The sequence below is a fragment of the Sphingosinicella humi genome (genome assembly GCF_003129465.1).
Lineage (GTDB): Bacteria > Pseudomonadota > Alphaproteobacteria > Sphingomonadales > Sphingomonadaceae > Allosphingosinicella > Allosphingosinicella humi.
Genome location: NZ_QFFF01000001.1, coordinates 2,077,310 through 2,098,103, shown reverse-complemented (window position 1 = coordinate 2,098,103; position 20,794 = coordinate 2,077,310). Strand labels below are relative to the sequence as shown.

Annotated in this window: 18 protein-coding genes; 6 read left to right on the top strand and 12 right to left on the bottom strand. The window is 67.9% G+C overall.

Annotated elements, in window-relative coordinates:
• Window positions 1-26 precede the first annotated feature (26 nt).
• The 12 genes from ilvD to DF286_RS15500 form a co-directional block, all read right to left on the bottom strand.
• Window positions 27-1,874, bottom strand: coding sequence for a dihydroxy-acid dehydratase (gene ilvD / locus DF286_RS10410; RefSeq protein ID WP_109271373.1), 1,848 nt, complete (start codon window positions 1,872-1,874; stop codon window positions 27-29).
• A 1-nt stretch (window position 1,875) separates the two neighbouring features.
• Window positions 1,876-2,439, bottom strand: a complete 564-nt coding sequence (leuD, locus tag DF286_RS10405; RefSeq protein WP_109271372.1) for a 3-isopropylmalate dehydratase small subunit — start codon at window positions 2,437-2,439, stop codon at window positions 1,876-1,878.
• A complete protein-coding gene (leuC, locus tag DF286_RS10400) occupies window positions 2,436-3,869 on the bottom strand; it encodes a 3-isopropylmalate dehydratase large subunit (RefSeq protein WP_109271371.1) in 1,434 nt (477 codons plus the stop codon). The genes leuD and leuC overlap by 4 nt, the downstream gene beginning before the upstream one ends.
• Complete coding sequence (gene leuB / locus DF286_RS10395; protein WP_207790026.1) at window positions 3,866-4,960, bottom strand: 3-isopropylmalate dehydrogenase; 1,095 nt, start codon at window positions 4,958-4,960, stop codon at window positions 3,866-3,868. Before leuB ends, leuC begins: the two co-directional genes overlap by 4 nt.
• 14 nt (window positions 4,961-4,974) lie before the next feature.
• The gene (locus DF286_RS10390) at window positions 4,975-6,558 is read right to left on the bottom strand and encodes a 2-isopropylmalate synthase (protein WP_109271369.1); all 1,584 of its coding nucleotides are present in this window, start codon (window positions 6,556-6,558) and stop codon (window positions 4,975-4,977) included.
• Window positions 6,555-6,815, bottom strand: coding sequence for an ACT domain-containing protein (locus tag DF286_RS10385; protein WP_109271368.1), 261 nt, complete (start codon window positions 6,813-6,815; stop codon window positions 6,555-6,557). The genes DF286_RS10390 and DF286_RS10385 overlap by 4 nt, the downstream gene beginning before the upstream one ends.
• On the bottom strand, window positions 6,812-8,506 hold the full coding sequence (gene ilvG / locus DF286_RS10380; protein WP_109271367.1) for an acetolactate synthase 2 catalytic subunit: 1,695 nt from the start codon (window positions 8,504-8,506) through the stop codon (window positions 6,812-6,814). The genes DF286_RS10385 and ilvG overlap by 4 nt, the downstream gene beginning before the upstream one ends.
• Before the next feature lie 2 nt (window positions 8,507-8,508).
• Window positions 8,509-9,522, bottom strand: coding sequence for a ketol-acid reductoisomerase (gene ilvC, locus DF286_RS10375; RefSeq protein ID WP_109271366.1), 1,014 nt, complete (start codon window positions 9,520-9,522; stop codon window positions 8,509-8,511).
• A 321-nt stretch (window positions 9,523-9,843) separates the two neighbouring features.
• On the bottom strand, window positions 9,844-11,148 hold the full coding sequence (gene thrC, locus DF286_RS10370; protein WP_109271365.1) for a threonine synthase: 1,305 nt from the start codon (window positions 11,146-11,148) through the stop codon (window positions 9,844-9,846).
• Complete coding sequence (locus DF286_RS10365) at window positions 11,148-12,098, bottom strand: homoserine kinase (protein WP_109271364.1); 951 nt, start codon at window positions 12,096-12,098, stop codon at window positions 11,148-11,150. The genes thrC and DF286_RS10365 overlap by 1 nt, the downstream gene beginning before the upstream one ends.
• A gap of 10 nt (window positions 12,099-12,108) precedes the next feature.
• Window positions 12,109-13,869: a homoserine dehydrogenase gene (locus DF286_RS10360; RefSeq protein WP_109271363.1), complete on the bottom strand. Its 1,761-nt coding sequence runs from the start codon at window positions 13,867-13,869 to the stop codon at window positions 12,109-12,111.
• A 110-nt stretch (window positions 13,870-13,979) separates the two neighbouring features.
• Window positions 13,980-14,111, bottom strand: a complete 132-nt coding sequence (locus tag DF286_RS15500; protein ID WP_279379359.1) for a hypothetical protein — start codon at window positions 14,109-14,111, stop codon at window positions 13,980-13,982.
• Between the two features lie 533 nt (window positions 14,112-14,644).
• Between DF286_RS15500 and DF286_RS10355 the strand changes: the two genes are divergently transcribed.
• The 6 genes from DF286_RS10355 to aroB are packed head-to-tail and all read left to right on the top strand — an operon-like array spanning window position 14,645 to window position 20,657.
• Complete coding sequence (locus tag DF286_RS10355) at window positions 14,645-15,373, top strand: chorismate mutase (RefSeq protein WP_109271362.1); 729 nt, start codon at window positions 14,645-14,647, stop codon at window positions 15,371-15,373.
• Window positions 15,370-16,632, top strand: a complete 1,263-nt coding sequence (locus tag DF286_RS10350; protein WP_109271361.1) for a 3-deoxy-7-phosphoheptulonate synthase — start codon at window positions 15,370-15,372, stop codon at window positions 16,630-16,632. Before DF286_RS10355 ends, DF286_RS10350 begins: the two co-directional genes overlap by 4 nt.
• Before the next feature lie 14 nt (window positions 16,633-16,646).
• A complete protein-coding gene (aroA, locus tag DF286_RS10345; protein ID WP_109271360.1) occupies window positions 16,647-17,957 on the top strand; it encodes a 3-phosphoshikimate 1-carboxyvinyltransferase in 1,311 nt (436 codons plus the stop codon).
• Complete coding sequence (locus DF286_RS10340; RefSeq protein ID WP_109271359.1) at window positions 17,954-18,511, top strand: prephenate dehydratase domain-containing protein; 558 nt, start codon at window positions 17,954-17,956, stop codon at window positions 18,509-18,511. The genes aroA and DF286_RS10340 overlap by 4 nt, the downstream gene beginning before the upstream one ends.
• Complete coding sequence (aroC, locus tag DF286_RS10335) at window positions 18,508-19,566, top strand: chorismate synthase (RefSeq protein WP_109271358.1); 1,059 nt, start codon at window positions 18,508-18,510, stop codon at window positions 19,564-19,566. The genes DF286_RS10340 and aroC overlap by 4 nt, the downstream gene beginning before the upstream one ends.
• Window positions 19,563-20,657 carry a 3-dehydroquinate synthase gene (aroB, locus tag DF286_RS10330; protein ID WP_109271357.1) on the top strand — a complete coding sequence of 365 codons (1,095 nt, stop codon included), beginning with the start codon at window positions 19,563-19,565 and terminating at the stop codon, window positions 20,655-20,657. The genes aroC and aroB overlap by 4 nt, the downstream gene beginning before the upstream one ends.
• The last annotated feature ends 137 nt before the right edge of the window (window positions 20,658-20,794 follow it).

Sequence of the window (20,794 nt, the reverse complement as noted above, 5' to 3'; positions counted from 1 at the left end):
CGCGTCGTCATAGCTGCGCTCCTCAATCAGCGGAGCTGCGATACGTCTCGGACGGCGCCACGCGCTGCGTTTGTCGTGAGAGCGGCGTAAGCTTGTAGGGCCGGCGATACGTCGCGTTTGCGTCCAAGCGGCTTCCAAGCCTTGTCGCCACGTTCGAGCATCGCCTGCTCGCGTCGGGCCAATTCCTCCGCGTCGACGAGAAGATCGATGCGGCGGGCGGGAATGTCGATGGCGATGCGGTCACCGGTTTGGACGAGCGCGATAAGTCCACCCTCCGCCGCCTCCGGGGAGACGTGGCCGATCGAGAGGCCGGACGTACCGCCGGAGAAGCGGCCGTCGGTGAGGAGGGCGCAGGCGGCGCCGAGGCCCTTCGCCTTCAGATAGCTGGTGGGATAGAGCATTTCCTGCATGCCCGGCCCGCCCTTGGGGCCTTCGTAGCGGATGACGACGACGTCGCCGGCGGCGACCTGATTGCCGAGGATTCCCGCCACTGCCGCGTCCTGGCTTTCATAGACCCGCGCCGTGCCGGTGAAGGTCAGGATGCTTTCGTCGACCCCCGCCGTCTTCACGATACACCCCTCGGGCGCGAGATTGCCGTAGAGGACGGCGAGCCCGCCATCCTTGCTGAACGCGTGCTCGGCGGCGCGGATGACGCCGCGCTCCCGATCGGTGTCGAGCGCCTCCCAACGGCGCGATTGGCTGAAAGCGGTCTGGGTCGGAACGCCGCCCGGCGCAGCCCTGAAGAAGGTTCCGGCCGCCTCGCTGTTCGTCCGGACGATGTCCCAGGCGTCGAGCGCGTCGGCGAGCGTCGGGGCATGCACCGTCGGCTGACTCGTATCGAGCAGTCCGGCCCGGTCTAACTCGCCCAATATCGCCATGATGCCGCCGGCGCGGTGAACATCCTCCATATGGACGTCCGCCTTGGCCGGGGCGACCTTGCACAGGCAGGGCACGCGGCGCGAGAGGCGATCGATGTCCGCCATGGTGAAATCGACCCCCGCCTCCTGGGCCGCGGCAAGGAGATGGAGGACCGTGTTGGTCGACCCGCCCATGGCAATGTCGAGCGACATGGCATTCTCGAAGGCGGCGAAGCTGGCGATCGTGCGGGGCAGCGCCGAGGCGTCGTCCTGCTCGTACCAGCGCTTGGCAAGGTCGACGATGCGGTGCCCAGCCTCCAGGAACAGCCTCTCCCGGTCGGCATGGGTCGCCAGCATCGATCCATTGCCGGGAAGCGACAGGCCGAGGGCCTCGGTGAGGCAGTTCATCGAGTTGGCGGTGAACATGCCCGAGCAGCTGCCGCAGGTCGGGCAGGCCGAGCGCTCGATCGTCTTCACCTCGTCGTCGCTATAATGTTCGTCCGCGGCGGCGACCATGGCGTCGACCAGGTCGAGCGCGACTTCCTCGCCCTGCAGCACGACCTTGCCCGCCTCCATCGGCCCGCCGGAGACGAAGACGGAGGGGATGTTGAGGCGCAGCGCCGCCATCAGCATGCCGGGCGTGATCTTGTCGCAGTTGGAGATGCAGACCATCGCATCGGCGCAATGGGCATTGACCATATATTCGACGCTGTCGGCGATAAGCTCGCGGGACGGCAGCGAGTAGAGCATGCCGCCATGGCCCATGGCGATGCCGTCGTCGACGGCAATGGTGTTGAACTCCTTGGCGACGCCTCCCGCTCGTTCGATCTCGCGCGCGACGAGTTGCCCGAGATCCTTCAAATGCACATGGCCGGGAACGAACTGGGTGAAGCTGTTGACGACGGCGATGATCGGCTTGCCGAAATCCTCATCCTTCATGCCGGTCGCGCGCCAGAGGCCGCGCGCGCCGGCCATATTGCGGCCGTGGGTGGTGGTTCGGGAGCGGTAGGGCGGCATGCTACACTCCCGTCCGTAATTCATAGGCCTGGATCGCGGCCTCGCTGGCCAAGGTCAGGGCGATTTCGTCGAGACCGCCCATCAGGCATTCGCGCCGGAACGGGTCCATGGCGAAGGCGAAGCGGTCCTGAAGCGGCGTCGTCACCGTCATCGTGTCGAGATCGACGGTGATCGGGTGCTCGCGCGCGACCTCCATCAGGCGCGCCACCGCTTCGCCATCGAGGACGACGGCGACGATCCCGTTCTTGAAGGCGTTGCCCGAGAAAATGTCCGAGAAGCTGGGCGCGATCACCGCCTCGACGCCCATGTCGGCGAGCGCCCAGGCAGCATGCTCGCGGCTCGACCCGCAGCCGAAATTGTCGCCCGCGATCAGGATCGGCGCGCCGGCATAAGCGGAGTCCTCGAAGACGTTGCCGGGCTCGCGCCGGACGCTCTCGAAGGCATGGGCGCCGAGGCCCGCGCGCGCGATCGTCTTCAGATGCTCGGCCGGGATGATGACGTCGGTGTCGACATTCTTGCGGCCGAACGGAATGGCGCGGCCTTCGACCTTGCGGACCGGGTTCATGCCACCAGCTTCCGTACATCGGCGAGACGGCCCGTCACCGCCGCCGCCGCCGCCATGGCGGGGGAGACGAGATGGGTGCGGGACCCCGGTCCCTGCCGCCCGACGAAATTGCGATTGGAGGTCGAGGCGCAGCGCTCGCCCGCCGGCACCTTGTCCGGGTTCATCGCGAGGCACATCGAGCAGCCGGGCTCCCGCCACTGGAAGCCCGCCTCGACGAATATGCGGTCGAGCCCTTCGGCCTCGGCCTGGCGCTTCACCAGTCCCGAGCCGGGCACGATCAGCGCCTGTTTTATGCCATCGCTGATCTTCCGGCCGCGGACTACGTCGGCGGCGGCGCGCAAATCCTCGATGCGGCTGTTGGTGCAGCTGCCGATGAAGATGTGCTGGACGGCGACGTCCTGCAGGGCGGTGCCCGGCGCCAGGCCCATATAGTCGAGCGACTTGCGGGCGGCCGCCTGCTTGGCGGGATCGGCGAAGCTCTCGGGATCGGGAATGGTGCCGGTGATCGCGACCACGTCCTCGGGGCTGGTGCCCCAGGTGACGTTCGGCGCGATGTCTTGCGCGTCGAGCCGGATGGCAGCGTCGAAGCGCGCGCCTTCGTCGGTCGGGAGCGTGCGCCACCAGGCGAGCTTCTTCTCCCACTCCTCGCCTGCCGGCGCCATCGGCCGGCCCTTGAGGTAAGCGTAGGTCTTCTCGTCCGGCGCGAACAGACCGGAGCGGGCGCCCGCCTCGATCGACATGTTGGCGACCGTCAGGCGGCCTTCGATCGACATCGCCTCGAACGTGTCGCCGCGATATTCGATGACATAGCCGGTGCCGCCGGCGGCGCCGAGTCGACCGATAACGGCGAGAACCACGTCCTTGGGCGAGACGCCGAAGCCGAGACTGCCCTCGACCCGGACCTCCATCGACTTGGACTGCTTCAGCAGTAACGTCTGCGTGGCGAGCACATGCTCGACCTCGCTGGTGCCGATACCGAAGGCGAGCGCGCCCAGGGCGCCGTGCGCCGCCGTGTGGCTGTCGCCGCAGACGACGGTCGTGCCCGGCAGGGTGAAGCCCTGCTCCGGCCCGACGACATGGACGATGCCCTGCTCCACCGCCGTATCGGCGATATACGGCACGCCGAACTCCGCGACATTCGACTCGAGCGCCGCCAGCTGCCCGGCGCTGGCCGGATCCGCGATCGGCAGGCGCGCCCCGTTCGCACCCACGCGCGCGGTCGTCGGCACATTATGGTCGGGCACGGCAAGGGTCAGGTCCGGTCGGCGCACCTTGCGGCCGGCGATCCGCAGCCCCTCGAACGCCTGCGGCGAAGTCACCTCGTGGACGAGATGGCGATCGATATAGATGAGGCAGGTGCCGTCCTCGCGCCGCTCGACCACATGGGCGTCCCAGATCTTCTCGTAGAGAGTCCGACGCCGCTCGCTCATGCGCAGCAGCCCCGGTTCATCGTCACCAGCTCCAGATGGGCGTCATAGCGCACGAGCCGCCGCCGCAGATGTTCGCGCACCGCCTCGCCGAATTCGGAGCAGCGCGCACTGCCGCCCATATCCGCCGTGCGGCAGCCGCCAAGCATCGTCTTGCCCAGCGCCTCGGCGAGAAAGCGCCCCATGTCGGCCATCCCGAGCTGCTCCAGCATCATCGCCGCGCTGGTGATGGCGCCCGCAGGATTGACGATGTCCAGCCCGGCGATGTCCGGGGCGGAGCCGTGGATCGGCTCGAACAGGCCGGGACCCGAGGCGCCGACGCTCGCCGAGCCCAGCAGCCCGATCGAGCCGCCGATCACCGACAGCTCGTCCGACAATATGTCGCCGAACATATTTTCGGTGAGGATAACGTCGAACCGGCGGGGGTTGGTGACGAGCGCCATGGCCGCGGCGTCGACATACATATGGTCGAGCGCCACGTCGGGATAGTGCTCCGCCACCTCCACAACCGTCCGGCGCCACAGCTTCGACGTCGCCATCACATTGGCCTTGTCGACCGACGTCACCTTGCGACCGCGCCGCCGGGCGGACTGGAAGGCGACATGGGCGATGCGCTCGATCTCCGCGCGGGAATAGACGCACAGGTCCGAGGCCGCATCATCCTCCAGAACTCGGTCGCCGAAATAGACTCCCCCGGTCAGCTCCCGCACGACCAGCACGTCGGCTCCCTCGGCGAGATCCGCGCGGAGCGGCGACAACGCCTCCAGGCCCTGGATGACGCGGGCCGGACGCAGATTGGCGAAGAGGCCAAGTTCGCGCCGGAGCTTCAGCAGTCCCGCCTCGGGCATTTCAGTCCGCCCGTCCCAGCGCGGCCCGCCGACGGCGCCCAACAGCACCGCGTCCGCCCCCTGGCACGCCGCAAGCGTGCTGTCCGGAAGGGGCGAACCCGTCGCGTCGATGGCCGCCCCGCCGAAGGCATGGGTCTCGAAATGAAGGCCAAGCCCGCAATGGCTCGACAGCAGCTCCAGGCACTTCACCGCCTCGGCCGAAACCTCCGGCCCGACGCCGTCGCCGGGCAAAATCACGATCTTCATGTCCTTATCCTTGTTCATGCGGCTTCAGCCCGTTCGGAGGGGGTTTGGCGGAAACGCGAGACCGCCTCGGCATTGGCGGCCGCGTCGATGTAGGCGGCGAGGCAGCAGGGGAGGATGTCGCGTGCCCGCGCGCGGCCGGAGAAGAGCTCGCCCTCGACCTCCAATGTGATCTCGATGAGGACGTTGGCGCCCTGCCCGTCCGAGGCGGGCTCTTCCGCATCGGCGGCGATATATTGAAGCTCGATCTTGTCGACGCGCGCGGGCACGCCCATGATCTGGCTGACCGCCGCGAAGGCGGCATCGAGCGCGCCGGGCGCCGAGGCAAGGTCCGTCACCAGCCCCCGCTCGCCATGCTCGAGCTCCACCCTCGCCACCGGCCAGGCCTTGGCCGAAGCGGGCGACCTTATGTCGATCTTCTTCAGGCTCCAGAAGGACTGACGGCCCTCCCGGCCGCTCCCGGCGAGGATCGCCATCAGCCGCGCCGTATCGACGATGCCGACCTCGTCCGCGACCTCCTTGAAAGCGGCGAAGGCCCGGTCCAGCGCCTCGCCCTCCAGCGCGAAGCCCAGCGCCTTCGCGCGGGCGACGAGCGCATGACGGCCCGAATGCTTGCCGAGCACGATGCCGTGGGTCGCGAGCCCGATATCCTCGGGCTTCATGATCTCATAGGTTTCGCGGTTCTTGAGGATACCGTGCTGGTGAATGCCCGATTCATGCGCGAAGGCATTGGCGCCGACGATCGACTTGTTGCGCGGCGGCGGACTGTTCGTGGCCTGCGCCAGGGTGCGGCTGGCGGCCAGGAGCCGGGTGGTGTCGATGCCGGTCGAAACGCCGAACACATCGGCGCGGGTCTTGAGCGCCATCACCACATCTTCCAACGCGCAATTGCCGGCGCGCTCGCCAATGCCGTTGACGGCGCACTCGACCTGCCGCGCCCCACCCCGCACCGCCGCCAGCGAATTGGCGACCGCCATGCCGAGATCGTCATGGCAATGGGCGGAGAAGACGGCTTCCCGCGGCCGGTCGACATGGGCCACGAGATGCCGGAACAGCTCGTAAATCTCGTCCGGCGTGGTGTAGCCCACGGTGTCAGGCACGTTGAGCGTCATCGCCCCGCTCGCCGCGGCGACCGACAGCGCCTCGACCAGGAAGTCCCGCTCGGTGCGGATCGCGTCTTCGGCCGAAAATTCGACATCATCCGCATATTCGCGGGCAAGGGCGACGGAGGTGCGGATCTTCTCCAGCACCTCGGCCGGCGTGAGACCAAGCTTCGCCTCCCGGTGAATCGGGCTGGTACCGAGGAAGACATGGATGCGCTTGCGCGGGGCGTTGGCCAGCGCCGCGCCCGCCGCGCGAATATCCGCTTCGGTGGTCCGCGCGAGCGAACAGATGACGGGTCCCTCGACCTGCTCGGCGATCCTGGCGATCGCGCGGGCGTCGCCGGGCGAGGCCGCCGCGAAGCCGGCCTCGATCACGTCGACCTTCAGCGCGGCAAGCGCCCGCGCCACACGCAGCTTGGCGTCCTCGTTCATCGAGAAGCCGGGCGCCTGCTCGCCGTCGCGCAGGGTGGTGTCGAAGATGCGAACCTGTTCCATCATGCCGCACTCGCCATCGGCATTGGAAAGCGGGCGACGGCTCGAATGCCGACGAGGCGGCGGATCTGACGGTCGAGCACGGCCAGGTCGCGTCCGGCGTCGCGCGCGGCGATCTCCAGCTCCATCGAAGCCGTCTCGCCATCCTCATGCTCGGTCATGCCGATGGCGCACAGGCGATAGCCGCGCCGCTCGATGAGGCCGAGCACACGAAGAACGGCGCCTTCCGCCATCGCGAAATCGATCCGGATCTTGTCGTTCATCGGGTCTTCTCCATCATCTGAACATTGGAATGGTTGGGGGGCACGAGCGGCCAGACATTCTCGCGCGGGTCGATCCGGACGTGGCACAGGATCGGCCCCGCCGTTTCGAGAAGCCGCCGGATCGCGCCGGGCACGTCGGAGCGGTGATCGACCGTGAAGGCCTCGATCCCGAAGGCTCGCGCCACATCAGCGAAATCGGGATTGTCGGTGAGGTCGATCTCCGAGAAATTCTCCTCGTAGAACAGCTCCTGCCACTGGCGGACCATGCCGAGCTGAGAGTTGTCGAGGAGCACGATCTTCAGCGGCAGGCGGTAGCGCCTCAGGGTCGCCAGCTCGTGGATGTTCATCATGATCGAGCCGTCGCCCGACACGGTGATGACGGTGGCTTCCGGATCGGCGATGAGCGCGCCGATGCCGGCCGGAATCCCGTAGCCCATCGTACCGAGCCCGGCGCTGGTGAGATGCGCCTGGGGACGTGCGAAGCGGCAATGCTGCGCCACCCACATCTGGTGCTGGCCGACGTCGCAGGTGAAGATTGCCCGGTCGCCGGCGGCTTCCGACAATTGCTTCAGGAGCGCCGGCGCATAGACGCCATTGCCGGGCGCGTCGTACGACATGGCCCACATGCGCTTTTGCTCGGCGCATTGCTGCTTCCAGGCCTCGGCATCGGCCGGGATGGCCGTAAGCCGGTCGAGGATCGCCGTCACGTCCCCGGCGATACCGACTTCCGCGCGCCGCAGCTTGCCGATCTCGGCCGGGTCGCCGTCTATGTGGATGACCTTGGCGCGGGGCGCGAACGTATCGAGCTTTCCCGTCGCCCGGTCGTCGAAACGTGCGCCGACGCAGATCAGCAGATCGCAATTGTCGATGGCGACGTTCGCCACCCGCGTGCCGTGCATGCCGAGCATGCCGAGAAAGCTCGGGGCATCGGTCGGGACACCGCCCAAGCCCTTCAGCGTCGCGACGGACGGGATGGCGCTCCTCTCGACGAAGCCGCGCAAGGCACGCTCCGCCCGGGCAATGGCTATGCCGCCGCCGAAATAGAGGATCGGCGATTCCGCCTGGGCGATGAGGGCGTTCGCCTTCGCCAGCGCAACTTCATCGAGTGCAGGTGCCTCAAGCGCGACGGGCTCCGCCTCCTGCGGGACCGCCGCCGTCATGGCCACGTCCTTCGGCAGGTCGATCAGCACAGGCCCCGGCCTTCCCGACCGCGCCAGTGCGAAGGCTTCGGCGAAGACCGAGGGAATATCTTCCGTCCGCCGGACGATATAGCTGTGCTTCACGATCGGCAGGGTGATGCCGAAGATATCGACTTCCTGGAACGCATCGGTTCCGATCAGCGGCGCCGCGACCTGTCCGGTGATCGCCACCATCGGCACGCTGTCCATGAAGGCGTTGGCGATGCCGGTGACGAGGTTGGTCGCGCCCGGCCCGGAGGTGGCAAGACAGACGCCGGGTTCCCCCGTCACGCGGCCATAGGCGTCGGCCGCGAGCGCCGCCGCCTGCTCGTGGCGGACCAGTATGTGCGTCAGGCTCGAGCCCGGCAGCGCGTCATAAACAGGCATGATCGCGCCGCCGGGGTAGCCGAAGATGTGCCTTACGCCCTCGCGCTCCAGCGCCTCCACCACGAGGCGCGCCCCGCTGACGGGCTCGCGGACATTGAGCGGCTGGGCGTGAGAGGCAGGTCTCATGGTCAGGCCGCCTTCGCGTCGGGCTTGGACTGCAGCCATGCCATGTGCTGGCGCAGCCGCGCCCCCACCTTCTCGATCGGCTGGTCGAGATCGGCCGCAAGCATCGCGTCGTAATTCTGCTTGCCGCTCTCGTTCTCGAAGATCCATTCCTGAGCGAACTTGCCGGTCTGGATGTCGCGCAGCACTTCGCGCATGCGCTCGCGGGTCTCGCCGTTCACGACCCGCGGGCCCGAGACGAGATCACCATATTTGGCCGTCTCGGACACGAACTCGTGCATCTTGGCGAGCCCACCCTCATAGAGGAGGTCGACGATCAGCTTCAGCTCGTGGAGGCACTCGAAATAGGCGACCTCGGGCTTGTAGCCGGCCTCCACCAATGTCTCGTAGCCGGCCGTGATGAGCTCGCTCGCGCCCCCGCACAGCACTGCCTGCTCGCCGAACAGGTCGGTTTCCGTTTCTTCCGCGAAGCTGGTCTCGATCGCGCCGGCGAGCGTTCCGCCGATGCCGGAGGCATAGGCCAGCGCCCGCTCGCGCGCCGCTGCGCTCGCATCCTGCTGAACGGCAAAAAGACAAGGGACGCCGCGCCCGATCTCATATTCGCGGCGGACGAGATCGCCGGGCCCCTTGGGAGCGACGAGGACGACGTCGATGTCCTTGCGGGGAACGATCTCGCCATAATGAACCGAAAAGCCATGGGCGACGAGGAGCGCAGCTTCGGCCTTGAGGTTGGGCGCGATCTCATGAGCATAGACCGAGCGATGGCTCATGTCGGGCGTCAGCAATGCAACCAGGTCGGCTTCCTTCGCCGCCTCGGCCGGCGAGACCACGCGAAAGCCATCCGCCTTTGCCTTGCGCTCGGCCCCGCCGCCGGCGCGGGCGCCGACGACCACGTCGAAGCCGCTGTCCCGCAGATTGCGGGCGTGGGCGCGGCCCTGGCTGCCATATCCGACGATGGCGATCCGCCCGCCCTTGAGTGCGGCGGGATTGGCATGCTGTTCCGTGTAGATCATTTCCATCGAGGGTCTCCTTTGGGCAAAGAAAAACCCCCCGCTCCGGTGGGAGCGGGGGGTCCTGGTATCTGGTCGTTTAGATTTGACCGTCACACAGAGCCGTACGCCGCTCCCCTATGGCAGCTAATAAGCAGTACGGTGACGAGAATGGACGCGGCCGCGCGGAGCGCTTCCGTATTGGCTTCAATGCAAGGCTTCGAATTCAGCAGCATTGTTCGTCCTAGACGCGGGACTAAGCCCGCAGGTTCTCACTATGCATAAGCCTTCGCAGCTGCAGCATGCAACTCGTAAAAATACTGCGTTGCGCTATTTGCACGCCGACTTTCCTCATACTGTTGATGTCGCAAGTTTTTCTTCACAGAGCTCAGTACACAGACCAGCTAGGTCGGCCGAAATGCGCCGGCTGCGGGTGGTCCGGCCAGCGATGGCGGAGAGCGCCGCCGGCGGCTCGACGGCGTGGCCGATGGCCGATTCGACGATGCCGGCAAACTTGAAAGGACTGGCGGTCGCGGCCACGATCCAGGGCCGCTCGGCGCGACGACGGGGGTCGAGCCGGGCATAGGCCTCCGCCGCCGTCGCCGAATGAGGGCACCAGACATAGCGGCTTGCTTCATAGTCGGCCCGGATGCGCGCCCGGATGGCATCGTCCTCGACCCGTTCGACTTCGACATCCCGCATCTCGACGGGCAGGTGATCGAGCCGCTCGAAATTGCTCGGCGCGCCGACGTCCATGGCATTGGCGAGCGTGGCGACCGACGCGGCGGGCCGGTAGATACCCTCGGCCTTCCACCGGCTGAGCGGCCGGTTGGCGTTGGTCGCCAGCACGATCGGCCCGATCGGCGCGCCCATGGCCCTGGCATAGACGGCCGCGAAGCCATGGCCGAGATTGCCGGTCGGGATGATGAAACCCGGAGCCACCCCCGTCTCGGCGAACAGCCGGGTCGCGGCATGGGCAATATAGGCCATCTGCGGAAGGAGGCGGCCGATATTGATGGAGTTGGCCGAGGTGAGATTGAACGTGCGCGCGAGCTCCGCATCGGCGAAGGCGGCCTTCACCAGACCTTGGCAAGCATCGAAGTCGCCATCCACCTCCAACGCCCGGACAGGGTCGCCCCAGCAGGTCAGCTGCCGCTCCTGGAAGGCAGACACCCGGCCGGCGGGATAAAGGATGATCGCCCGCAAGGCGCCCCGCCCCTCGGCCGCGCAACCGACCGCGCCGCCCGTATCGCCCGATGTCGCGACGAGCACCGTGAGGGGATCGTGCGGGTCGCCGATGCGGTCGAAGCAGCCCATCAGGAAGCGCGCGCCGAAATCCTTGAAGGCGCCGGTCGGGCCATGGAACAGCTCCAGCGCCCGCAGGCCCGGCCTCATCGGATCAGGCGTCACCAACGGCACGGGAAAATCGAAAGCCTCCCGGCAGAGGGTCGCCAACTCGCCGGCCAGCCGGTCGCCTGCGAAGAAAGGCGCGAGGAAGGCCGCAGCGAAGGCGGGCAGATCCGGCTCAGCCTGGAACTGACCCGTCTCCGGCACCGTTTCCGGAAGATAGAGGCCGCCGTCCGGCGCCGCACCGGCCCGGATCGCCTCGCTGAGCGCGACCGACGGCGATACGCCCCTTGTGCTCCGATAAAGCATCAGGCCGCCGCCATCTCACAGAGCTGCTCGATCCGCGCCCCGGCGGAATGTCCCGCCGCCCGGTAGGCCTTCGCCGCCTTCCCCGCCGCGCGGAACGTGCCGGCCATCGCCGCCTCCACCGCATCCGCCCGGTCCTCCACTGCCCAGGCGAAGACCGACGGACCCGATCCCGAGAAGGAACAGCCGAGTGCCCCCGCCGCCACCGCCGCCAGCCTGACCTCCGGCAGTAGCGGAAACAGGTGCTCGCGCTGCGGCTCGACCAGCACATCCTCCAGCCCCAGACGCACAAGGTCGAGATCGCCCGTCGCGCAGCCCGCCACGAACGCCGCCATCCGCCGCGAATGTTCGACCGCCACCGCCATCGGCACCTCGCTCTTGAGCAGCGCGCGCGCGGCGCGGGTCTCGACCTTGACGTCCGGGTGCAGCAACACGCAAACGACCCCTTCGGGCACCGGCAGCCGCCGGATGGAAGCCGGCTCTTCCCGCGCGGCCAGCACCAGGCCGCCCATCAGGCTTGCGATCACATTGTCCCAGGGCGGCGGGTCTGACGCCACCCGCTCCCCTTCCAGCGCGAAGGGCAGGAGCGCCTCTTTTTCGAACGGCTCCGACAGAAGCGCATTCACCGCCGTCGCTGCCGCCACGGCCGAAGCCGCCGAGCCGCCCATGCCAGCTGCCAGCGGCACGCCCTTGTCGATCGAAAGGCGCGCGCCGAATGGAGCCTGGGCCGCCGCCAGCACGGCCTGGGCCGCCGCCAGCGCGGTGTTGTTTTCCGGGCTGTCGGGCAGCGCATCGACAAGCCCGGTCACCTTACCCAGGCGCACGCCCGGCTTGGCCTCCTGATGGGCGGTCACCGTGTCGCGAGCGGCATCGAAGGCCTGGCCGAGAACGTCGAAGCCGACGCCGACATTGCCGATGCTCGCCGGTGCACTGGCCGTGGCATAGTGGGCCATCACATCCTCCTCACGCGCTCAGGCGAAGCGGCATGGCTTCGCCCCGGGGCTTCCCTGCCGCGCTCTGGCGCAGAAGCGCGCGCTGGCAATCCATGATGTCGGCAAAGACCGACGCCGCCGTGGGCCAACGCCCTGCCCCCTTACCATAAACGCCATGCACTCGCCCGCCAGCATCGGAAACGAGGAAGCGGTTGTTCTCGTCACGGGTGCCGGCGAGGGGATGGTCGAGAGGGAGGGATTCGATCCGCACGTCGGCCTCGACCCGCCCGTCCGGGAGACGTCGGCAGCGGCCTACCTGCTTCAGCACTTCGTCACGCGCCAGCGCCGCCTTCACCATGGCGGCCGTGACATCGCGCAGCGTGTCCTTCGCGATCCGCTCCGGTGGCAGCGCGACGCCGAAGGCCTCGCGCACCAGGATCGCGAGCTTGTCGGCCGCGTCATGGCCATCGACGTCGGCGGACGGATCGGCCTCCGCGAAGCCCCGCGCCCGCGCCTCGCGCACCGCCTGGTCGAAGAGCTGCCCCTCGGCCAACCGCCCGAGCAGGAAATTGGCAGTGCCGTTCATCACCCCTTGGACAGCGACGACCTCGCCCCCGAGCCGCGCAAGCGTCTCCAGGATCGGCGCGCCTCCGCCAACCGCCGCCGAGTATGCGAGCGACACGCCGCCCGCTTCGGCGCAGGCATGGAGGGCGTCATAATGCCGGGCGAGCGCGGCCTTGTTGGCTGTCACTACATGCGCGGCCGAGCGAAGCGCGCTGCACATGATCTCGGCCGGATAATCAGCCCCGCCGAGCAGCTCGACCACCAGATCGGGCTGGCCCGCCAGCGCCTCGCTTAGCGTATCGGTGAACCGCGCATCCTCGCCATGCCTGGCGAGGTCGCGCACCAGAACCGGGTTGAGCTCGAACAGGTCCGGCCGGGCCCTGAGGTAGGCAAGGACGCCCGCGCCCACCGCGCCGCAGCCGAGCAGCGCCACCTTCAGCTTCTCGCCCCTTAGGGGCCGCGCCTTGCGAACGGGCAAGTGGGCGATGGTCGTCGCCTCGCCGGCTCCGAGCGCGGCGACCTCGATCAGCAATTCGTCGGCCTTGGCGGCCATGATCGCCTTGGGCTGGATGAGCCCGGCGCTCGCGGCGGCCGCCTCGTCATAGCCCATTTGCGCGAAGCGTTCGGCGCCGGGGTTCCTCGCCGGATCCTCGGCATAGACGCCGTCGACGTCCTTGATCAGCCGGACGCGATGGGCGCCAAGGCGCGCCGCGAAGAAGACGGCGCTGAGGTCCGTTCCGCCGCGGCCCAGCGTCACGACCCCATGCTGCGCATGGCCGGCCGTGAAGCCCGGCACGACCACCACGTCATGAGCCTCGAGGCTGGCGCGAACCGCGTCGACGTCGAGGCCCACCAGATTGGCATCGAGCGGTTCGCCTTCGGCGCAGAGGCCCATTTCATGGGGGTCGAGGGTGCAGGCGCGAACGCCAATTCGCCCCAGCGCCAGTGCCATCAGCGCGGCGGAGTGAAGCTCGCCGACCCGCGCCACCCGGGCGAGCAGGGCGGGGTTCGCGCCCGCGCCTCCGACCCTCTCGCCCTGGCCGAGCAGCGCGTCGGTCTCCCCCGCCAGCGCCGAGACCACGGCGACCACCTTCTCGCCGTCGCGGACATGGCGGTAGACCTCGAGCGCGGCGGCCGGATAGTCGGTCTCCACCCCCAGCACCGAGCTTCCGAACTTGAGGACGCAAAGCTTCGGCGCCTGCGCTTCGTAGACAGATTGAGGGTTCATCTCGCTTCTCTTTCGTTTTTTCGGGTGTCGGGGGATGTTCGAAGGCACAAAAAAACCCGCTCGCCTGGCGGGGAGCGGGTTATCTGAAGTTCGGTTTTGTCAGTCCGAGGTCAGCCGCATCCCCCGCGCGAACGGGTGGTCGTCGTCGTAATAATGAGGGTGATGGCGGCGATCGCGCACGCATCGACGCGCGCCGCGGCGGTGCGGTCGGAAGCAAACTGGAATGTAACCGGCATCATCATTCGGTCATTCCTCTATTCCCGCCACGGCGGCGGAAACGAACATGCGATTCGCACCTAAAATGACTTTCCGATTCGGCGCTCGTCAATCGCTTTTAGCTGATCAGCCGCCATATGACTGGAATTCGGCGACAAATAGTTCGTTTTAGCTTCGCAGAACCCAGGCAGACGATCGGCGACGTGATAATTTTGGGAGCTTATCTCCACCACTTTTTGGACAACTTTCCCTGCCCCTGATGCTGCATTGCACAACGGGGCTTGACAGACCAAGGCGCCCTTGTCAGCCTTAAGACAGCGGCTGCAAGTGCCGCCATTGGGAGTATCAGGCAATGCGCACAGGACAGGACATTCGTCGCCCCTCCTCGCTGATGGCCGCTCCCTATTATTTTAGCTCGTTTACGGGCCGATACGCCTACTGAGGCGTATCGGAGTCACGACCCAAACCCTTCGTAAAAACTCGAGCTAAACGCCTTCCGTCGGTACCCTTGCGCCTTGTGGCGCCTTGGGGTCGCGGCGACGGCGATCGGACATGAACAATGCCACAGATTCTTGGCCTGACGCGGCTTGTCCGCGGACCCGCGCCTGTCCCTTCCGACCTGGAAGCGCTGAGGGCGCAAATCGACCGTCTCGACCATGAGCTTCTCGATCTGATCGAGCAACGGCTGAACGCCTGCATCGCCATCGCCGGACTCAAAGCCAATGATACGAGCGGAACCCTCCGATTCCGTCCGCGCCGGGAAACGGAAGTCATCGGTCGCCTCATCGACCGCGCCGAACACGCTTCATCGGCGCTCGTCACCCATGTCTGGCGCGAGCTGATGGGGCATTGCCTCCAGGCCCAAGCCCGGACCGATCTTGTCCTGTGCGCTTCGCGAAGCCCGCACACGCTCAAGGAACGCGTCCGGGAGCGATTGGGCCGGGCCGCCCATGCCCAATGGGTCGCCACCCCGGAGGAGGCCCTCGACCTGGCCCGCCGCCGCGAGGTGGTGGCCGCGATCGAATATTCGCCACTCACCCCCTGGTGGACGGCGCTGCGCCATTCCAACCTGGCCGCCTTCGACCTGATCAGGGAGGAAAGCGGCCGGCTGCTCGCCATTATCGTCGGACGCGTTGGCCCGGACGATGTGGCCGAAGGTCCGAGCCTGAGGGTCCTTACCGAAGGCGAATTGGAGATCCGGCGCGCCCGCGGCGAGACGGTCGAGCCGATCGCCGCCAGCGGGGAGCTCCGGCTGTGCCTCACCTCTCAGGGGGAGGCGAACCGATGAGCTGGTCCCCTAAAAGCTGGCGGAATCGCCCGGCCGCGCAGATGCCGGACTATCCCGATCCGGAAGCCCTTGGCCGGGTCGAGGCTCGCCTCGCCGCCGCCCCCCCGCTCACCAAAGTCGCCGACATCATGCACCTCAGGGCCCAGCTCGCGCGGGTGGCGAGCGGACGGGCGTTCCTGATCCAGGGCGGCGACTGCGCCGAAAGCTTCGCCGAATTCGGATCGGACAAGGTCAGGACGACCTTCAACCTGCTCCTGAAAATGGGGGCGATCCTCCGCGCCGGCGGCTATGGCGAGGTCGTCCATCTCGCCCGCATCGCGGGACAATTCGCGAAGCCCCGTTCCTCGCCCAGCGAGACGATCGACGGAGTGACCCTCCCCAGCTATCGGGGCGATGCGGTGAACGGGCCGGCGTTCGACGAAGCGAGCCGAATTCCCGATCCTCGCCGCCTGCTCGACGCCCATCGCCAGGCGCAGGTCACGATCGATCTGCTCAAGGCCTATGCCGCGGCGGCCTATGCCGACCTGCCGGAGATCAACCGCGATGTCGGCAGCAACGAGCCGGCCCGTCCAGTCAGCCTGTTCACCAGCCATGAAGCCCTGCTTCTCAACTATGAGCAGGCGCTGACCCGCTTCGACGAGGCGAGCGAGCGCTGGTGGGCGCTTTCGGGCCATATGATCTGGATCGGCGACCGCACGCGGCAGCTGGACGGCGCCCATGTCGAGTTCGCGAGCGGCATCGCCAACCCGATCGGGCTCAAATGCGGTCCGAACCTGGAGCCTGACGCGCTGCTGCGTCTCATCGACCGGCTCGATCCCGACAACAGGCCGGGCCGGCTGGTCCTGATCGGGCGCTTCGGCGCCGCGAATGTCGGCGATCGCCTGCCTGAATTGATGCGTGTCACCCTGCGCGAAGGCCGTGCGGCCATCTGGTCGATCGATCCGATGCACGGCAACACGCGCAGCCTCGGCGGCTTCAAGACGCGGCTGGTCCAAGACATAATGGCCGAGGTGTCCGCCTTCTTCGAAGTGGCCGCCGCCGAAAACGTCCATCCCGGCGGCGTCCATCTGGAGATGACCGGGGCCGACGTGACCGAGTGTCTTGGTGGAAGCGTGAAGATGTCGGAGGAGGATCTGCCGCGACGCTACCTCACCCTTTGCGATCCGCGCCTCAACCGGACTCAGGCGCTGGATGTCGCCTCGACGATCGCACGGCTGCTCCGTCAGCGTCGGGCCCTCACCAGATCAGACGCGGCGTGAACGGAGGCCAGCTTATGGCCGGCGACCAGGCTACCGCCACGGCGTCGCCCGCCCTTCGCGGCACGATCGAGGTGCCGGCGGACAAGTCCATGTCCCACCGCGCCCTTATCCTCGGCGCGCTGGCGAAGGGCACGACGAGCATCTCCGGCCTTCTCGAAGGCCAGGATGTGCTCGACACGGCCGCCGCCGTGCGGGCGTTCGGCGCCACCGCCGAACGCTGCGCCCCCGGCGAATGGCGAGTCACCGGCGGCGCCTGGCGCTCGCCGCCAACAGCGATCGATTGCGGCAATTCGGGAACGGGCGTGCGTCTGCTGATGGGCGCCGCCGCGGGCTTCGACCTCGAAGCGGTCTTCACCGGCGACCGCTCCCTCACCCGGCGCCCGATGGACCGGGTGCTCGCCCCACTCCGGACGATGGGTGCCGAAGTCGAGGCGAGCGAGGGGGGGCGCCTCCCCGTACGGCTTCGCGGCGGGAGGCTTTGCGGCATCCATTTCCGGAACGACAAGGCTTCGGCGCAGATCAAGTCCGCCATCCTGCTCGCCGGCCTCCGGTCCGAGGCTGCGGTCGAGGTCCTCGAGCCCGCCCCGAGCCGCGACCATAGCGAAAACATGCTCCGCGCCTTCGGGTGCGACGTCGAGGTCGAAGAGACGGCGGACGGCCGCCTCGTCCGTCTCGGCCGCCAGCGTTCGCTCACCGCCGCCACCCTCCAAATACCCGGCGACCCTTCCTCCGCCGCTTTCCCGCTCGTCGCCGCGCTCATCTCGCCGGGCTCGAACCTCACCGTCCGCTCGGTCATGGTCAACCCGCTTCGCGCCGGCCTGTTCACGACGCTGGCCGAGATGGGAGCCGACCTCCGCTTCCTCGATCAGCGCTCTATGTCGGGCGAAGCGGTTGCGGACATCGCCGTCCGCTCCAGTCCGCTTCGCGGCGTCGAGGTGCCCGCAGAGCGCGCGCCTTCCATGATCGACGAATATCCGATCCTCGCCATCGCCGCCGCCTTCGCGCGCGGCCGGACCGTGATGCACGGCATCGGCGAACTCCGGGTGAAGGAGAGCGACCGCCTCGCTGCCATCCTCGCCGGCCTCGCCGCTTGCGGGATCGAGGCCTGGGAAGAAGGCGACACGCTCATCGTCGATGGCCTTGGCGGCCCGCCCGTCGGTGGCGCCAAGGTGCTCGCCCATGACGACCACCGCATCGCCATGAGCTTCCTCGTCATGGGCCTCGCCAGCGAACGCGCCATCTCCGTGGATTCGGCCAACATGATAGATACCAGCTTCCCCGGCTTCGCTCGGACCATGGGTTCTATCGGGGCTCGCATCGCATGAGCCGTCCAACTGTCGCCTATCAGGGGCTGCCCGGCGCCTTCAGCCACGAGGCTTGCCTCGCCTTTTTGCCCGCCTTTTGGCCCATCGCGAAACCCAGCTTCGCCGCCGTAGCCGCTGCAGTGGAGGCCGGCGAAGCTGATCTCGGTATTCTTCCCATCGAAAACAGCAGCGCCGGCCCGGTTGAGGAAGCGCATCGCGTCTTGGCCCAGAGCCCTCTCGCCACCGTTTCGGAACACTCGCTTCCCATCCGCCTCCATCTTCTATCCCTTCCCGGAGCCCGGCTGGAGGCGATTATCCGAGCGATCAGCCACCCGATGGCGCTCGCCCAATGCGCCGAGACGCTGCGCTCGCTGAAGCTCGCGACCGCCGCCGCCGCCAACACGGCCATCGCGGCGGAAAAGCTGGCGACCGGAACCGACCTTCAAACCGCGGTGCTCGCCTCCTCGGCGGCGGCCAGGACCTATGGTCTGGCGATCTTGCGCCGGGATGTGCATGACCGTCCCGACAACGCCACCCGATTTCGGGTCGTCGGTCGGCCGGGAGACAGTGCATGAGCTACAACATGTTCGGCCGCGCCCTGCGCTTCATGACCTGGGGCGAGAGCCACGGGCCAGCCATCGGCGCGATTGTCGACGGCTGCCCCCCGGGGCTCGAGCTGTCCGAGTCCGACATCCAGCCCTGGCTCGACCGGCGGCGCCCCGGCGCCTCGCGCTTCACCACCCAGCGCCGCGAGCCCGACCAGGTCCGTATCCTCTCCGGCCTGTTCGAGGGCCGCACGACCGGCACGCCGATCAGCCTCGCAATCGACAATGTCGACCAGCGTTCCAAGGATTATGGCGAGATCGCCGCCGCCTATCGTCCGGGCCATGCCGACTATGCCTATGACGCCAAATACGGGCTGCGCGACTGGCGCGGCGGCGGGCGCAGCTCGGCGCGGGAAACCGCCTCGCGCGTCGCGGCCGGAGCGGTCGCGCGGCTCATCGTCCCCGAGGTCACGATCCGCGCCTATGTCGTCGAGATCGGCGGGGACGCGATCGACCGTTCCGCCTTCGATGACTCCGCCATCGAGGCCAACCCCTTCTTCTGTCCCGACCCGGCCGCCGCCGAGCGCTGGGAAAAGCTCATCGACGATGTCCGCAAGGCGGGATCCTCGGTCGGCGCCGTGGTCGAATGCGTTGCCACCGGCGTTCCTCCCGGTTGGGGCGCCCCCGTCTATGCCAAGCTCGACAGCGAGCTGGCCGCCGCCTGCATGTCGATCAATGCGGTGAAGGGTGTGGAGATCGGCGACGGCTTCGCGGCGGCGCGGGCCCGCGGCGAAGACAATGCCGATCCGATGCGTGCCGGCCCCGCCTTCCTCGCCAATCATGCGGGGGGAATAGCGGGCGGGATTTCGACCGGGCAGCCGGTGGTCGTCCGCGTCGCGTTCAAACCGACGAGCTCGATCCTGACTCCCGTGCCCACGATCGACCGGACGGGCGCGGAAACGGAGATCAGCACCAAGGGTCGCCACGATCCCTGCGTAGGCATCCGCGGCGCGCCGGTCGTCGAGGCGATGATGGCGTTCGTCCTGGCCGACCAGAAGCTCCTCCACCGGGCTCAGTGCGGATGACCATCCTCAACGTCGCCCTCGGCCAACGCAGCTACGATATCCTCGTCGAGGAAGGCCTGCTCGATCGAGCCGCCGATCACTTGGCGGGCTTCGCTCGCGACGGCCGCCTGATCGTCGTCAGCGACGAAACCGTCTGGGCGGCCCAGGGCGAAAGGCTGAGCCGCGGGCTGGGACCCGTCCAGGCCGCGCCCATCATCCTTCCGCCCGGCGAGGCGAGCAAGAGCTGGGCGACGCTCGCGCACCTCGTCGACCGGCTGCTCGCGCTCGGCGTCGAGCGGCGCGACCATATCGTCGCCTTCGGCGGCGGCGTCATCGGCGATCTCGCCGGCTTCGCCGCCGCCATCGTCAATCGCGGCTGCGGTTTCGTCCAGATCCCGACGAGCCTCCTCGCCCAGGTCGACAGCTCCGTCGGCGGCAAGACCGCGATCAACGTGCCGGCCGGAAAGAATCTGGTCGGCGCCTTCCACCAGCCCTCGCTGGTGCTGATCGACCCGACGGTGTTGGCCACCCTCGATGCGCGCCAGCTGCGCGCCGGCTATGCCGAGATCGTCAAATATGCGCTGATCGAGGATGCGCCCCTGTTCGCCTGGCTGGAGGAAAATGGCCCGGCGCTGCTCGGAGGCGAACCCGGCCTGCTCCACCACGCGATCGCGGCCGCCGTCGCCGGCAAGGCCCGGATCGTCGCCGAAGACGAGCGCGAGACGCTCGGCCGCCGCGCCCTTCTCAATCTCGGCCACACCTTCGGTCACGCGCTCGAGGCGGAAACGGGCTATTCCGATCGCCTCCTCCATGGCGAAGCGGTGGCCGCCGGGATCGTCTGCGCCTTCCAATTCTCGGTGGAACGGCGCCTTTGTCCGTCCGCGGACGCGGAGCGAGTCCAGGCCCACCTCGCCGCCACCGGACTCCCCACCAGGCTCGGCGATATCGGCATCGCCGCCGACGGCAGGAGACTCGTCGCCCATATGATGCACGACAAGAAGCGCGAGGGGGGACGGCTTCCCTTCATCCTGACCCGCGGCATCGGCCAGGCCTTCGTCGACATGAGTGTAGAGCTAGAGGAGGTCGAGCATTTCCTCGACCGTAGAGCCTGACCGGACGGGGCGGCGCCGCTTTCATGTTGACACGGGCCTCCAAGACGGGTTGAACCCTTGCCGATGACCCGCCGTGTGACCTTTGGCCTTGAGGCCCTCGCATCGCGCGATGCCGCTGCCGCGGCGTCGGTCATTTG

Coding starts and splice junctions, on each gene's coding strand:
- ilvD (WP_109271373.1), bottom strand. CDS start 1,874: ATGCCGCCCTACCGCTCCCGAACCACCACCCACGGCCGCAATATGGCC.
- leuD (WP_109271372.1), bottom strand. CDS start 2,439: ATGAACCCGGTCCGCAAGGTCGAAGGCCGCGCCATTCCGTTCGGCCGC.
- leuC (WP_109271371.1), bottom strand. CDS start 3,869: ATGAGCGAGCGGCGTCGGACTCTCTACGAGAAGATCTGGGACGCCCAT.
- leuB (WP_207790026.1), bottom strand. CDS start 4,960: ATGAAGATCGTGATTTTGCCCGGCGACGGCGTCGGGCCGGAGGTTTCG.
- DF286_RS10390 (WP_109271369.1), bottom strand. CDS start 6,558: ATGATGGAACAGGTTCGCATCTTCGACACCACCCTGCGCGACGGCGAG.
- DF286_RS10385 (WP_109271368.1), bottom strand. CDS start 6,815: ATGAACGACAAGATCCGGATCGATTTCGCGATGGCGGAAGGCGCCGTT.
- ilvG (WP_109271367.1), bottom strand. CDS start 8,506: ATGAGACCTGCCTCTCACGCCCAGCCGCTCAATGTCCGCGAGCCCGTC.
- ilvC (WP_109271366.1), bottom strand. CDS start 9,522: ATGGAAATGATCTACACGGAACAGCATGCCAATCCCGCCGCACTCAAG.
- thrC (WP_109271365.1), bottom strand. CDS start 11,148: ATGCTTTATCGGAGCACAAGGGGCGTATCGCCGTCGGTCGCGCTCAGC.
- DF286_RS10365 (WP_109271364.1), bottom strand. CDS start 12,098: ATGGCCCACTATGCCACGGCCAGTGCACCGGCGAGCATCGGCAATGTC.
- DF286_RS10360 (WP_109271363.1), bottom strand. CDS start 13,869: ATGAACCCTCAATCTGTCTACGAAGCGCAGGCGCCGAAGCTTTGCGTC.
- DF286_RS15500 (WP_279379359.1), bottom strand. CDS start 14,111: ATGATGATGCCGGTTACATTCCAGTTTGCTTCCGACCGCACCGCCGCG.
- DF286_RS10355 (WP_109271362.1), top strand. CDS start 14,645: ATGCCACAGATTCTTGGCCTGACGCGGCTTGTCCGCGGACCCGCGCCT.
- DF286_RS10350 (WP_109271361.1), top strand. CDS start 15,370: ATGAGCTGGTCCCCTAAAAGCTGGCGGAATCGCCCGGCCGCGCAGATG.
- aroA (WP_109271360.1), top strand. CDS start 16,647: ATGGCCGGCGACCAGGCTACCGCCACGGCGTCGCCCGCCCTTCGCGGC.
- DF286_RS10340 (WP_109271359.1), top strand. CDS start 17,954: ATGAGCCGTCCAACTGTCGCCTATCAGGGGCTGCCCGGCGCCTTCAGC.
- aroC (WP_109271358.1), top strand. CDS start 18,508: ATGAGCTACAACATGTTCGGCCGCGCCCTGCGCTTCATGACCTGGGGC.
- aroB (WP_109271357.1), top strand. CDS start 19,563: ATGACCATCCTCAACGTCGCCCTCGGCCAACGCAGCTACGATATCCTC.